The sequence below is a fragment of the Larkinella sp. genome (assembly GCF_965227735.1).
GTDB lineage: Bacteria > Bacteroidota > Bacteroidia > Cytophagales > Spirosomataceae > Larkinella.
Genome location: NZ_OZ245776.1, coordinates 7,571,740 through 7,585,873, shown reverse-complemented (window position 1 = coordinate 7,585,873; position 14,134 = coordinate 7,571,740). Strand labels below are relative to the sequence as shown.

The window sequence follows — 14,134 nt, the reverse complement described above, 5'->3', positions numbered from 1 at the left end:
CACATGAAGAAAATTGGAATACTATTTGGGCAGGAAAACTCCTTTCCGCAAGCCTTCGTCGACCGCGTCAACAGCAAAAAAGAAACTGACATCGTGGCCGAATTCGTAACCATCGACAAAGTTGTTCAGGGAGAAGCCACCGACTATGCCGTCATCATCGACCGGATTTCGCAGGACGTTCCGTTTTACCGGGCTTTCCTCAAAAACGCGGCCCTGAGCGGAACCGCCGTCATCAACAACCCCTTCTGGTGGAGTGCCGACGAGAAGTTCTTTAACAACGCGATTGCAACCAAACTGAATGTGCCGGTTCCGAACACCGTCCTGCTGCCCTCGAAAGACCGGCCCGACGATACGAACGAAAACTCGTTCCGCAACCTGAAAATGATGGATTGGGAGTTCATTTTCAAGTACATCGGTTTTCCTGCTTACATGAAACCGCATTCCGGCGGGGGCTGGAAGAGTGTGTACAAGATCTACAACGCGGATGATCTGTGGGAAAAATACGCCGAAACCGCTCAGTTGGTAATGATGCTGCAGGAAGAAATCATTTTCGATGACTATTTCCGGTGCTATTGCATTGGCGGCACCGACGTCCGGATCATGCCCTACGAACCGCGCAACCCGCACCACCTGCGCTATGCAGCCGAACCGAAAGTAACCGGCGATGCTTACAAAAAACTGATGACCACCGTTAAAGACTACGTCATCGCCCTCAACCGGGCGCTGGGCTACGATTTCAACACGGTCGAGTTTGCCATCCGCGACGGCATTCCCTACGCCATCGACTTCTGCAACCCGGCCCCGGACGCCGATATTCATTCGGTGGGCCAGGCCAACTTCGATTGGGTGGTGGAAGCAGCCGCCACGATGGCCATTGCGCGGGCGAAAGCGCAAAAACCGGGCGCGGACAACCTGACCTGGGGTTCATATATTCAAAGTTCATCGCAGGGTCGGCTTTTTGTTCCGGATACGCTCGTGGAAGAACCCGTGTCGGCACCTGTCGAAAAGAAAAAGGCGAAAAAGTCCACTAAGTAATCGATTCACGAAGCCCAACTCTGTTTCATGCCAGTATTCACGTTAGGAATCGAAGAAGAATTTCAGACGATCGACCCCGTCACGCGCGAATTGCGTTCGCACATGTCTAAAATTGTGGAGGGCGGTCAAATTCAGTTGCAGGAACGGGTGAAAGCCGAGATGCACCAGGCCGTGGTGGAAGTGGGTACGAACATCTGTACGAACATTCACGAAGCCCGCGAGGAAGTTACCTACCTCCGCAAAATGGTTCTCGACCTGGCCGACAAGCAGAATCTGCGGATTGCGGCAGCAGGCACGCACCCCATTTCCGACTGGCAGGATCAGCTCATCACCGACAACGAACGCTACGACAAGCTCATCGATGAGATGCGCGACGTGGCCCGCTCGAACCTGATTTTTGGCCTGCACGTCCACGTCGGCATCGAAAACCGCAACGAAGGACTTCACATTATGAATGCCGTGCGGTATTTTTTGCCCCACATTTATGCCCTTTCGACCAATTCGCCGTTCTGGTGCGGGCGAAACACCGGTTTTAAATCGTACCGCTCCAAGGTGTTCGACAAATTTCCGCGAACGGGCATTCCCGATTATTTTTCGTCAGCGGCCGAATACGACGATTACATCAACCTGCTCGTCAAAACGAACTGCATCGACAACGGCAAAAAAATCTGGTGGGACATCCGGCTCCATCCCTTTTTCGACACCATCGAATTCCGGATTTGTGACGTGCCGATGCGCGTCGACGAAACGATTTGCCTGGCAGCCGTGATGCAGGCACTGGTGGCGAAGATCCACAAATTGCACAAGCAAAACCTGAATTTCAGACCCTACCGCCGGTTGTTGATCAACGAAAACAAATGGCGGGCGGCCCGGTACGGCATTGAAGGAAAACTGATCGACTTCGGCAAACAGGAAGAAGTTCCGTACCACACGCTGGCGCAGGAATTGCTCGATTTTATCGACGATGTGGTCGACGATCTCGGCAGCCGAAAAGATGTCGAATACGTCAAAACCATCCTCGAAATGGGTACCGGTGCCGATCGGCAGTTGGCGGTTTTCCGACAAACCAATGATCTCAAGCGGGTTGTGGATTACATTGTGGAGGAAACTTCTCACGGTTTGAGATAGTTATCTTTACATCATCCGGCCCCCCACCCCCTAAAGGGGGCTGAAACATCCAAATTTTCAAAGCCCCCTTTAGGGGGTGGGGGGCTCATAAAACATACCCAATGGAATCGATGAAAGTGGCCGTTCTGGACCTATACAACAACGTCCCGAACGAAGGCATGCGCTGTATTTTGCAACTCATCCGGAATATCAGCGAAAAAGAACAGCTTGAATTAACGCATACGGTTTTCGACGTGCGCGGCAAAAACGAAATTCCCGGACTGGACTACGATATTTATATTTCGAGTGGTGGCCCCGGTAGTCCGCTGCCGAGCGATGAGCCCTGGGAAGAACCCTATTTTCAGTTGATCGACCAGCTTTTTTCGCACAACCGGACCAGCAATCAAAAGAAATATCTGTTTCTGATTTGCCATTCGTTTCAACTCGTATCGCGGCACCTCGGCATCGGCACCATCAGCAAACGGCGGTCGACCTCCTTTGGCATTTTTCCGATTCACAAAACCGACGAAGGCCAAACCGATCCGCTGTTTCAGAAATTGCCCGATCCGTTTTTTGCGGTCGATTCGCGGGATTATCAATTGACCGAACCCAACTGGCAACGCATTAGTGAGCTGGATGCCAAGGTGTTGTGTCTGGAAAAAATCCGCCCCCACGTCGACTACGAACGGGCCATCATGGCCGTCCGGTTTACCGACGAGGTGTTCGGAACCCAGTTTCATCCGGAAGCCGACGGCGAAGGCATGTTGCGGTATTTCATGAAAGACGAGAAAAAGCGGCAGATTGTGGAGAACCACGGCGAAGAAAAATACAACGAAATGGTTGCGTCGCTGCTGGACCCTCAAAAAATCGGGCTGACCGAATCGGTGTTGATTCCGGATTTTCTGCGCCAAACCATCTGACCACCTTTAAATCGTGACCCGGATGTCTGAAAACCGGGTCACGTCCAACGACTATGATTCAATCGATTCGTCAAGCCTATAATGCAACCTTTAGCCCGGAAAATTACCGGGCTTTTTTGGATCAGATTCACCACGATTATCCCGGCCAACTGGATTTTCGGGTGGCCGAAACCCCGGTTTTTGTCCCTTTGGCGTTGAAAAACCGGATTCTGGAAGCCTGCGATTCGATTATCGATACCATCACCGAAGACCAGTTTAAAGCCTGGTCGGAAGCCGCCATTCCGCCCGGCCAGCGGGTGCCGAACGAGAACGAGCATACGTCCTTTCTGGCCATCGACTTTGCCATTTGCAAGGATGAAAACGGTGATCTTCTCCCACAGTTGATCGAGCTACAAGGCTTTCCGTCGATCTTTGGTTTTCAATCTTACCTGTCCGGTAATTTTAGAAACTACTTCCCCATTCCCGACGGTTTTAACCACCTGTTCGACGTCGATTCGGACGAAACCTACCGCCAGCATCTTCGCCGACTGATCATCGGAACGGAGCCGCCGGAGCAGGTGATTCTACTGGAAATTTATCCGGAAAAACAGAAAACCCGCATCGACTTTGCCATCACGCACGAGATGCTGGGCATCGAAGCGGTTTGCCTGACGAAGATTCAGAAGGAAGGCCGGAAGCTTTTTTACGAGAAAGACGGTCAGCGCTACCACATCAAACGAATCTATAATCGACTGATATTTGACGAGTTAGAGAACTTCCCCGAGCTAAAAACCGCTTTCTCGCTGACGGACGATGTTGACGTCGAATGGATTGGCCACCCGAACTGGTTTTTCCGCATCAGCAAACACACGCTGCCATTGCTGAACAGCCCCTACGTGCCAACCAGTCAATACCTGGATCGGGTAGAAACCTATCCCGACGATCTGGAAAATTACGTTTTGAAACCGCTTTTCTCCTTCGCGGGAAGTGGCGTTATGCTGAATATTTCGAAAGCAGATCTGGATTCAATTTCTGACAAAGAGAATTATTTACTCCAGAAAAAAGTCAAATACGAACCGGTTATTCAGTCGCCGGACGGCTTGGTGAAGTGCGAAATCCGGATGCTTTACATCTGGCACGAGAAAGACCCGCGCCCGACGCTCCTGACCAATCTGGCACGTCTGAGCCGGGGCGAAATGATCGGCGTTCGATTCAACAAAGACTTCGACTGGGTGGGCGGAACCGTGTGTTTTTTTGAAGAATAGACGATTGACCATTGCCAATCGACCATCGTCAATGGTCAACCGTCGATGGTCCATCGTCAACCCTCAACCCAAAACTCTCACTTTCCAATCCGAACCATATAACTCAAATACGGCAGGGGGCTGGTGCGAACCAGGCCGTTGGTACTGTAGATGGGCAGCAGAAGCGCCGTGTCGAACGCGTGGCGACGGCGGTTGAACCGCAACCCCGCCGAGGTCAAGCCCGACAGGTAAGTGTATTGCGGCTCTATGGCTTCTCCCACCAGAATGTTGTTCTGATTGATGAACGTCAGATCCGGCGTCAGTTTGCGGACGAAGCCGATGGTGACGACGCCCGACGAAGCAATGCCCTGCCGGGAGAAAGTAACACCAGCTCCCACGGTGATGTTGCGCTCGGCATCGCCCACCGTCACGACACCCTGGGCGAGTCCCAGCTTGGTTAACAGGCGTTCATTCAGACGAATACCGATGTACTGGACATTTAGCGCGACGTGGGTCCGGTGCATCAGTTTGGCTCCGTATTTGGCCGAAAATGTATGAAAATTTCGGGGATTCAGGGTCTGAAAAGTCGTGCCAAGACTCAGGTTTTTGGTAATTCCAACGTCCAGCCGACTGAATAAAACGTAGCTGCTTTGAAAATACAGGCTCTTTTTTTCCGGCATATACGCCGTCGGCATCAAAAATAACCGGAACGGAAAACCGTTCGGAAAGTCGGGGCCGCTGCGAAGAGTACCGCCAACCAGATCGGCGCGCTGAATCTCGTGAGCGGCCAACAGCCGGTCGCCCTCCTTTTTGGTTCGGATAAGATACGAAGCGCTGTCCCGCCGAACGAATTGTCCGCGTATCGTGGTGCCATTTTTGAGGAGAAAATCATACGTTCCGGGAATGTGTGACTGACCCGGTTCGTAATACACGTCCTGGGACCACCCCTTTGAAACCAGCAAAATTCCCAGAATAACAGACAGGTAGATTAGCTTCATAGGCAGGAAAATTTCATAACTAATAAAGTTAATAAACTTACCGATTTCGCCCAAGCGTTATATAGGTGTATTTTTGCACCGGCAACTAACTATTTCCTTGAAGAACAACACAGTAATAACCCAACGGCAACTGTTTTTTCAGCACGTCGCCCAAACGTCCGACTTTCCGCTGGCCCTCGAAATCGAGCGGGCGGAGGGCATTTACCTGTACGGTTCCGGCCAGCGTTACATTGATTTGATTTCCGGCATCGGCGTGAGCAACGTCGGCCACCGGCATCCGCGCGTGCTGGCGGCCATTCAGGAGCAACTGGATAAATACCTGCATTTGATGGTCTACGGCGAATATGTACAGACGCCCCAGGTCGAACTGGCCCACGCGCTGGCCCAAACGCTGCCGGAACCGCTGTCGAGCGTCTATTTCACCAACTCCGGCACGGAAGCCATCGAAGGCACCATGAAACTGGCCAAACGGTTTACGGGTCGGCGGGAAATCATTTCGTGTTTCAATGCCTATCACGGAGCCACGCAGGGCGCGCTGTCGCTGTCGGGGAGCGAGAATTTCAAACGGAGTTTCCGCCCCCTCCTTCCCGGCATTCGGCACATCCAGCACGGTGACTGGCAGCACCTTGAGGAAATCACCCCAAAAACCGCTGCCGTGATCATGGAAGTGGTGCAAGGTGAAGCGGGCGTCCGGGTACCGGAAACGGCCTATCTTCAGGCGGTGCGGAAGCGGTGTACGGAGGTGGGCGCGTTGCTGGTTTTTGATGAAATTCAAACCGGTTTTGGGCGAACCGGAACGTTCTGGGCTTTCGAGGATTTTGGGGTCGTTCCCGACGTGCTGGTTTGCGCCAAAGGCATGGGGGGTGGTATGCCGATCGGCGCGTTCATTAGTTCCGCCGAAATCATGAGCGTTTTCAAAACCAACCCGATTCTGGGCCACATCACGACCTTTGGCGGCCACCCGGTTTGCTCGGCTGCATCGCTGGCCACCCTGCGCGTTGTGCAGGACGGAAAACTGCACGAGCAGGCCGAAGACAAAGGCCAGTTGTTCAAACAGTTGCTGGTTCATCCGGCCATCAAAGCAGTCCGGGGCAAAGGGCTGATGCTGGCAGCCGAATTTGAATCGTTCGACATTTTAAAACCGGTCATCGACCGGGCCATTCTCAACGGCGTGATTACAGACTGGTTTCTGTTCTGCGACAATTCCATGCGCATTGCGCCCCCGCTGATCATCACCGGGGAGCAGATTCGGGAAGCCTGTGCGGTTATTTTGGATGCTATTGATTCCTGAAAACCGGACCGCTGGCGACTACGTCCGTTGCTTTACCGAGCGAATGGCAGAACCGTTCCGCACTTCTTCCGTGGCCGTGGTCAGGATCTGATCGCCTTCTTTTACCTCGCCAAACACCTCGACGCTGTCGCCGTCTTCCAGTCCTTTCTGAACCGGAATCCATTCGGCTTTCTGGTTGGCCACTTTGACGATGAAAACCCCCGTTGTGGCGTTGATGACCGCGGATTTTGGCACCACGAAGGTTGTATTTTTGGTTGGGAGCGGAATGGTCACTTCGGCGATCATGCCCGGCAACAGCTTCCGGTCGGAGTTGATCACGTCCACTTCGGTTCGTTCCGAGCGCAGGCGTTTGTCGAGCGCCCCCGCCAGGCGTTTCACTTTCCCGCTGAATTTTTTATCGGGATAGGCTTTCACGGTAAACGTCACCTCGTCGTTCAGATCGACATACCCCGTATAGGCTTCGGGAACCGCAATGACCAGCCGCAGCCGCTTTTGTTCTGTCAACACAAACAGCGGAAACTCCGACCCTTTGCCCGACGGCCCGATGTAGGCCCCGGTGCTGGCGTTTCGCAGACTGATGATACCACTGAAAGGCGCCCGGATTTCCAGGTATTTCCGCATGTCGGATACTTCCCGGTAGGAGGATTTCGCGGCTTCCAGTTGGGCCAGGTCCGATTCTTTTTTCGCCAGCGTCTGTTCGATCATCGTCTGGGCGACGGTTCCCGGTGTTTTGGCGGCATCTACGTAACGGTCGTAATTGGCCTTGCTGGCGATGTATAACGCTTCTTGTGATTTCAGCCTCGAATGGGCCGCCGACAATTGGGCGTTCAGTTCGGGGGCTTCGGCCAGGGCCAGCAACTGCCCTTCCTTCACCTCCGTGCCTACGTCGGCATGGATGGACTTGATAAAACCGCTCACTTTGGCGTAGATATCCACATCCCGAAACGCCATCAGTTCGCCGGGAATCTGCAGGCTCGACGAAAGTTTGCCTTTGCGCAGCGCAATCACCTCCAATGGTTGCGGCTCCTCCGCCACGGCTGTTTTTTCTGTTTTCCCCTCGCTCGAGTGGCAGCCATTCAATGAACTGACCACCAGAATGCCGGAAAAAATCGCCAATACGGAATACCCTACTCTGTTAATTAACCGATTCATATACGCCGGGAATATAATGTTTACTTTCTTTGTCTTCAGGGTCTAACGATACCGACTGGGTCGATGATTTTTCCTGCACCCAGGCAAATACCAGCGGCAAAATATGCAAAGCCGCAAAGGTCGAAGCAATCAGCCCACCGATGACGGCCCGGCCCAGCGGGGCGGTTTGCGAACCGCCTTCACCAAATCCAAGGGCCATCGGCAGCATGCCCACCACCATTGCCACGCTGGTCATCAGAATGGGGCGCATCCGCAGCGAAGCGGCCTCTTTGGCCGCCAGCAGGGCGTTGTGGTTTTTCATCCGCAACTGCTCGGCATTGGTCACCAGCAAAACCGCGTTGGAAATGGACACCCCCACCGACATAATCATGCCCATGTAGGATTGCAGATTGAGCGTAGAGCCCGTCAGCAGCAACAGGGCCAGGGAGCCCGCCAACACCGCCGGAACGGTACACAAAACCACCAGCGATACCTTGAACGACTGGAAATTAGCCGCCAGCATCAGAAAAATCACGATGATCGCTGTTAACAAACCGGTTTGTAAACTATCGAGGGTTTCGGTTAGGACCTGCGTCAGCCCCCGCGTTTCGATGGTTAATCCGCGCGGCAATTCACCCAGGTCGGCGATGGCTTTTTTAACGTCGACCGTGGCCGTTCCCAAGTCCATGTCGTTCAGATTCGCCGTGACCGACAAAACCGGCACAGCTCCAATGTTGTCGTTTTCGCCGTACGTCCGGCCTTTCTTTATGGTGGCCACATCGCTCAGAACCGGGCGGTTGGCATTGGGCGTAACCGGAATTTCGCCAATATCGCTGAGGTTAGCCATCTTGCTTTCCGGCACCACCACCTGAACACTGTACATCTGACCACTTTTCGGATCAATCCAGACGTTTTTCTCCGTAAACCGTGACGACGAAGTCGAGGCCGTCAAAGAACGCGAAATCGCCGAAATATCCGTTCCCAACTGGGCCGCCCGAACGCGGTCAATTTCAATGTCGATGGCCGGATAATTAACCGCCTGACCAATTTGAACGTCCCGCAGATACGGGATCTTTTTCAGACTGGCAATCACTTTGTTGGCATACACCTCGTTCTCCGGTTTATTCTTCCCGATCACCTTTACTTCAATGGGCGTTGGCGAACCCTGGCTGAGGATTTTATCGGTCAGTTCAATCGGCTCGAACGACATTTTTATATCGGGTAAAGCCTCCTTCATTTTAGCGCGGTACTGGTCTTTTAACTGATCCAGATCGACGTCATAATCGGGTTTTAAACTGGCCTGCAAAACACCTTCCTGCGGCCCGGCCATGAAGAGATAAATCGGGCTGGTTGAAAACTGGGAGCTGTGCATGCCCACCATGGCGGAGGTAATATCAACGTTTTCTTTCCCCACCAGATCGTGCAAAACATCGATGGCTTTCAACATGGTAGCCTCGGTTTTTTCGAGTCGTGTACCATCCTGAGCCCGCAATCTTACCTGAAACTGACCGGCGTTGACACGCGGTAAAACGTCGCGGCCAATGATGCTCAAAAAGAAAGCCGTACTGGCCAGTGCGACCACGACATAACCGACGGTAATGGATCTTTTATAAGGAAGTGTCCACGAAATAAACCGCACGAAGTTAATCCGTAGCCGCTCGAAACGACCGATTTTACCGTCGTTATTCAAATCAGCCTGGTGCGCTAATTTCTGTTTTCCGCTCAGGATTCGCTCTTCCGACGACTGGGCCGCCACCGGAATCGACTGGGCCTGTTTGGCGTCTTGTTTCCCGGCTTTTCCGTTGGTTTTGATGACGTGCGCTTTCATCAGCCAGTTCGCCAAAACCGGTACCAGCGTCTGCGCCATGATATAGGACGTAATCATGGAAAACGCAATGGCCAGCGAAAGCGGTAAAAACAAGGCTCCCGGTATGCCTTTCATGGTAAACGCCGGGGCAAAAACCGCCAGAATACAGAAGAGAATCAGCAGTTTAGAGAAGGCAATTTCCTGACAGGCGTCCCAGATGGCCAGCGCTTTGGGCTTTTTCATGTCCAGATGCTGGTGAATATTCTCGATCGTTACCGTCGATTCATCCACGAGAATCCCGATGGCCAGTGACAAACCGCTCAACGTCATAATGTTGATGGTTTGCCCGAATAACGACAGAAATAAAACCCCGGAAATTATACAGATCGGAATGGTGATTATCACGATGAGAGCACCCCGTGGATCGCCCAGAAAAAGCAGGACCATCAACCCGGTTAAAATGGCCCCAATGACACCTTCGGTAATCAAACTTTCGACCGAATTAATGACGTAAACCGACTGGTCAAATTCATACGATAACGTGACGTCTTCGGGCAATAACGACTGAAAATTAGGCAGCTCTTTTTTCAAGTTCTGAACCACTTCCCAAGTCGACGCATCCGCCGATTTGGTGATGGGCAAATAGACTGACCGGCGGCCATTCACCAGCACATAACCCGACGTAATATCGGCCCCATCTTCTACCTGCGCCACATCTTTGAGGTACAGACTCTGCACCGATCCGGTATATAACGGAATGTTGCCGAAGTCTTTCACCTCCCGGATGGTGGTATTGGCCGGGGTAAAATAATTCAGATCGCCCACCCGCACGTTACCGGCTGGCGTCGCCTGGTTGTTGGCCCGCAGCGCCAGCACGAGCTGGTCGGGCGTCAGGTTGTGGGAGCGCAGCAGTGCCGGGTCGGCCCGGATCACGATCGTTCGAGAATTACCGCCAAAGGGTGCCGGAGCCACCAGACCGGGAATGGCACTAAACCGCGCCCGAACGTAGACGTTGGCTAAATCCTGTAATTCGTTGTTGGTTCGGATCGGACTGCTTAAGACCAACTGACCCACCGGCAGTGTCGATGCATCGAATCGAAGGATGAAAGGCGGCTGGGACCCGGGCGGAAAAATGGCCTGCGCCCGGTTGGTATACGACGACACTTCGGCGGCTGCCTGGGCCATGTTCGTGCCTTCGTAAAACGACAGTTTGATCAGCGTAAGCCCCTGGATGTTCTTGGTTTCGATGCTTTTGACGCCCGATACGTAGAGTAACAGATTGACGTACTGTTTCCCGAAAAACGACTCCATCTGATTGGGCGTGTAGCCGCCAAAGGGGTGGGAAATGTAGATTACCGGCAAATCCAGATTGGGAAAAATGTCGATTTTGATCGTGCGAACGGCACCGACACCGAAATAAAATAAACCCGCCACCAATACCAGCACGGTAATGGGTTTGCGAAGGGCTGATCGGATTAAATCCATAACGTACTGTCCTTTGTTAGAAGTTGGAATCTACGGGTATCGAACGCACTACCGGATTTGTCCCGTAATTTTAGCCGCCCAAAACCATGCTTTTTTAGGGTCACGGTCGGCGACACTTTGCAGCAGGGAGGTGTGCATGGTTTGTTTACTCAGCAACGTCTCCGTCGTTATAAAGACTTCCATAAACGACTTCTTCATTTTATTGGCTATGATCCGGTAAAGATCCACGAGAACTTCATTTTTTGATGCCATCGCCAGGCGGATGTGAAACTGAATATCGGCCTCGATGCATTCTTCCGGGCGGTTTTGCAGGGCGGCTTCGTGCCGTTTCTGCAGATAACCGCTCATGATGTCGATGTCTTCCTGCGTCCGGTTCAGGGCGGCTTTTTCGGCAATTTTGAGTTCCAGCAACTGGCGAACCTCGTTCACATCGTCGCCCTCGGCCCGCGATAAACTCTGGTGAAATGGTTCAACGCTGTTCTGCTGGAGTTCCACGAAGGTGCCAACACCCTGTTGCACCCGGATCAAACCCTTGTTAGCCAGGATGCGGATCGCTTCGCGGATGGTCGAGCGACCCACACCAAACTGCTGCATGAGTTCGGGCTCGGAAGGCAGCCTTTCGCCAATTTTGTAGTGATTCGTCGCGATTTGGTGCTGGAGCTTGTTGACAACCGCATCGGCCAGACTCTCGCGCTTGATTAGGATCGTATCGGTAGTCATCATATCATCTGATGAGTAAAAATAAGACGCAGTCACCAGAACCGCAAGCCGTAGAGTCAGTATGATTTTTCTTTTCCGGGATTCGTTCAATTAATAAATTTTGTTACCAGAATAGTGCTATTTCGATGCCCACACGAGCCAGAACGCAGGCAATTTGCCATCCATCAGCAATGCGGTTTTTGGAAAAAAAAGGGTTGGCAGTCCCCTTTCCATTTGTTATCTTCACCTTTTCCGGGAAAGACCAGTGAGATTCCTCCAATCTGTTACTTGCTTTCGGCTATCTGTTTATTAGTTGTTACCTTATGCCCACCATTGTAAACGAAAAGCTCCAGCTTGCGCATGACTTCGTGCTGCATACCAACCGCAATGTGTTTTTGACGGGGAAAGCCGGCACGGGGAAAACAACCTTTTTACACGAGATTAAACAGTTGACGTCCAAGCGACTGGCGGTGGTGGCTCCCACCGGCGTGGCCGCCATCAATGCCGGGGGGGTTACCATTCATTCATTATTCCAACTGCCGTTTGGCCCATTGGTTCCGGGAACAGCCGGCCAGGAATCCAAAAAAATAAACCGGGAAAAAATCAAATTATTCCGGACACTGGATTTGTTGGTTATCGATGAAATCAGCATGGTTCGCGCCGATGTGCTCGACGGCATCGATGAGGTGTTGCGACGCTACCGCCACCGCCCGGAACCCTTCGGGGGCGTTCAGTTGCTGCTCATTGGCGACATGCAGCAGTTGCCGCCGGTGATTCGGGATGACGACTGGGCATTTCTAAAACCGTACTACGAAACCGGTTATTTTTTCGGAAGCCGCGCCCTGCGAAAAACGCCGTACATTTCCATTGAACTACAACACATATACCGGCAATCCGACCAGCGTTTTATCGACATCCTGAACAGCATTCGCGAAAAACGCGTCACGCGTTTGCAACTGGACGAGTTGAACCAACGGTATATTGCCGATTTTTCTCCGGACGACAGCGAAGGTTTCATCACCCTTTCGACCCACAACAACGCGGCCCAGCAAATCAACAACCAGAAATTGCGGGCCTTGAAAACGCCCTCACACTCCTTTGAGGCTACCATCGAAGGCGACTTTCCGGCCCAAGCTTACCCCACCGAAGCCAGTCTGGAACTGAAAGTGGGCGCACAGGTGATGTTCATCAAAAATGACATTTCCCGCGAAAAGCTGTTCTACAACGGAAAAATCGGGCGAATTACCGACATCGACGACGATTTCATTTATGTAAAATGTCCGAAAGAGGTTGAAACGATCGCCGTCGACCGAATGGATTGGACGAATATTCGGTATTCTCTGGATGCGACTACGAATGAAATCAAAGAAGAACCGGTCGGTAAATTTGTTCAATATCCCCTCAAACTGGCCTGGGCCATCACCATCCACAAGAGCCAGGGGCTAACGTTCGAAAAGGCAATTATCGATGCGTCGGCGGCTTTTGCCCACGGGCAGGTCTACGTAGCGCTGAGCCGCTGTAAATCGCTGGAAGGCCTGGTGCTGCGCGCGCCCATTCCCTCCCACAGCATCAAAACCGAGCTGATGCTGGAGGAATTTCACGAACAGGTTCAACTGCAAACACCCGACGAACAGGAGTTGTGGAATTCGAAACAGACCAACCAGGAAAACCTGCTGCTGGACCTGTTTCTGTTCGACCGATCGGCGTATTTAATCAACAAATCGCTGCGGCTGGTGGTCGATAATGCGGCCAGTCTGGACGAAGGGGCTGAGCAAATCCTGGGTCATTTCAAAAACCTCTTCCACGAAAAAGCCGGGAGTCTGGCCACACGGTTCCGGCAGCAACTGTCGGCTTACTTCGCCGAAAGTCTCTTGCCGGAAGATAACCAGCCATTGCAGGAGCGCATCCGAAAAGCGGGTTCTTACTTCTACAATTTGATCAACAACGAACTTTTACCCATTCTTTATCATTATCCAACCGGTTCTGATAACAAACTGGTTCAGGAGTCTTTGCGCGAATCGCTGGAAGAACTCGAAAAAGAATTGTTCATCAAAATGCATTGTTTCGACGGTTGCCGAAGCGGTTTTGAAGCACTGGCTTACCTGAAAGCACGGAACGAATCCGAACTGGCTTTTCAGCCGAACCGGAAATTGAAGGATCGTCGGAAAGCCGGTGAGCCAGCGGAAAGCACTGGAAGTAAAGCCGGTACCAGCCTCTACAAAGCCCTGACGAAATGGCGGGACGATCTGGCCGGAGAAAACGACAGCGCCGGGTATATGGTGCTTCCCCGGAAAACGATTCTGGAACTCAGCCGCATCCGGCCCAAAACGCTGGATGAATTATTAACCGTAAAAGGATTCGGAAAAACGAAAGTCAAAATGATCGGCGAAGAGGTCCTGAGCATTATCCGGGAATTCACCGACTAGATTCATACAACC

General features: G+C 52.4%; 10 protein-coding genes. 6 read left to right on the top strand and 4 right to left on the bottom strand.

What is annotated here, in order from left to right:
- Positions 1-3 precede the first annotated feature (3 nt).
- The 4 genes from ACO064_RS30055 (at position 4) to ACO064_RS30040 (ending at position 4,306) form a co-directional block, all read left to right on the top strand.
- A complete protein-coding gene (locus tag ACO064_RS30055) occupies positions 4-1,035 on the top strand; it encodes an ATP-grasp domain-containing protein (protein WP_421830863.1) in 1,032 nt (343 codons plus the stop codon).
- Positions 1,036-1,062: 27 nt separating this feature from the next.
- Positions 1,063-2,163 (top strand): carboxylate-amine ligase, encoded by a 1,101-nt coding sequence (locus tag ACO064_RS30050; protein ID WP_421830862.1) that lies wholly within the window; start codon positions 1,063-1,065, stop codon positions 2,161-2,163.
- Positions 2,164-2,264: 101 nt separating this feature from the next.
- On the top strand, positions 2,265-3,062 hold the full coding sequence (locus tag ACO064_RS30045) for a type 1 glutamine amidotransferase (RefSeq protein ID WP_421830861.1): 798 nt from the start codon (positions 2,265-2,267) through the stop codon (positions 3,060-3,062).
- A 53-nt stretch (positions 3,063-3,115) separates the two neighbouring features.
- Positions 3,116-4,306 (top strand): hypothetical protein, encoded by a 1,191-nt coding sequence (locus tag ACO064_RS30040; protein ID WP_421830860.1) that lies wholly within the window; start codon positions 3,116-3,118, stop codon positions 4,304-4,306.
- Between the two features lie 77 nt (positions 4,307-4,383).
- On the opposite strand, the gene ACO064_RS30035 is transcribed toward ACO064_RS30040, so the two are convergent.
- Complete coding sequence (locus ACO064_RS30035; RefSeq protein ID WP_421830859.1) at positions 4,384-5,283, bottom strand: hypothetical protein; 900 nt, start codon at positions 5,281-5,283, stop codon at positions 4,384-4,386.
- Between the two features lie 115 nt (positions 5,284-5,398).
- On the opposite strand from ACO064_RS30035, the gene ACO064_RS30030 reads away from it, so the two are divergent.
- A complete protein-coding gene (locus ACO064_RS30030; protein ID WP_421831082.1) occupies positions 5,399-6,574 on the top strand; it encodes an aspartate aminotransferase family protein in 1,176 nt (391 codons plus the stop codon).
- A gap of 18 nt (positions 6,575-6,592) precedes the next feature.
- On the opposite strand, the gene ACO064_RS30025 is transcribed toward ACO064_RS30030, so the two are convergent.
- The 3 genes from ACO064_RS30025 to ACO064_RS30015 are packed head-to-tail and all read right to left on the bottom strand — an operon-like array spanning position 6,593 to position 11,720.
- Complete coding sequence (locus ACO064_RS30025; protein WP_421830858.1) at positions 6,593-7,726, bottom strand: efflux RND transporter periplasmic adaptor subunit; 1,134 nt, start codon at positions 7,724-7,726, stop codon at positions 6,593-6,595.
- Positions 7,710-10,997 carry an efflux RND transporter permease subunit gene (locus tag ACO064_RS30020; RefSeq protein ID WP_421830857.1) on the bottom strand — a complete coding sequence of 1,096 codons (3,288 nt, stop codon included), beginning with the start codon at positions 10,995-10,997 and terminating at the stop codon, positions 7,710-7,712. Before ACO064_RS30020 ends, ACO064_RS30025 begins: the two co-directional genes overlap by 17 nt.
- A gap of 48 nt (positions 10,998-11,045) precedes the next feature.
- Positions 11,046-11,720: a FadR/GntR family transcriptional regulator gene (locus tag ACO064_RS30015; RefSeq protein ID WP_421830856.1), complete on the bottom strand. Its 675-nt coding sequence runs from the start codon at positions 11,718-11,720 to the stop codon at positions 11,046-11,048.
- Between the two features lie 299 nt (positions 11,721-12,019).
- On the opposite strand from ACO064_RS30015, the gene ACO064_RS30010 reads away from it, so the two are divergent.
- Positions 12,020-14,122 carry an HRDC domain-containing protein gene (locus ACO064_RS30010; protein WP_421830855.1) on the top strand — a complete coding sequence of 701 codons (2,103 nt, stop codon included), beginning with the start codon at positions 12,020-12,022 and terminating at the stop codon, positions 14,120-14,122.
- The last annotated feature ends 12 nt before the right edge of the window (positions 14,123-14,134 follow it).

Excerpts from the sequence above, each read along its gene's own strand:
- ACO064_RS30035 (WP_421830859.1), bottom strand. The coding sequence starts at position 5,283 with ATGAAGCTAATCTACCTGTCTGTTATTCTGGGAATTTTGCTGGTTTCA.
- ACO064_RS30020 (WP_421830857.1), bottom strand. The coding sequence starts at position 10,997 with ATGGATTTAATCCGATCAGCCCTTCGCAAACCCATTACCGTGCTGGTA.
- ACO064_RS30010 (WP_421830855.1), top strand. The coding sequence starts at position 12,020 with ATGCCCACCATTGTAAACGAAAAGCTCCAGCTTGCGCATGACTTCGTG.
- ACO064_RS30050 (WP_421830862.1), top strand. The coding sequence starts at position 1,063 with ATGCCAGTATTCACGTTAGGAATCGAAGAAGAATTTCAGACGATCGAC.
- ACO064_RS30045 (WP_421830861.1), top strand. The coding sequence starts at position 2,265 with ATGGAATCGATGAAAGTGGCCGTTCTGGACCTATACAACAACGTCCCG.
- ACO064_RS30015 (WP_421830856.1), bottom strand. The coding sequence starts at position 11,720 with ATGATGACTACCGATACGATCCTAATCAAGCGCGAGAGTCTGGCCGAT.
- ACO064_RS30055 (WP_421830863.1), top strand. The coding sequence starts at position 4 with ATGAAGAAAATTGGAATACTATTTGGGCAGGAAAACTCCTTTCCGCAA.
- ACO064_RS30040 (WP_421830860.1), top strand. The coding sequence starts at position 3,116 with ATGATTCAATCGATTCGTCAAGCCTATAATGCAACCTTTAGCCCGGAA.
- ACO064_RS30025 (WP_421830858.1), bottom strand. The coding sequence starts at position 7,726 with ATGAATCGGTTAATTAACAGAGTAGGGTATTCCGTATTGGCGATTTTT.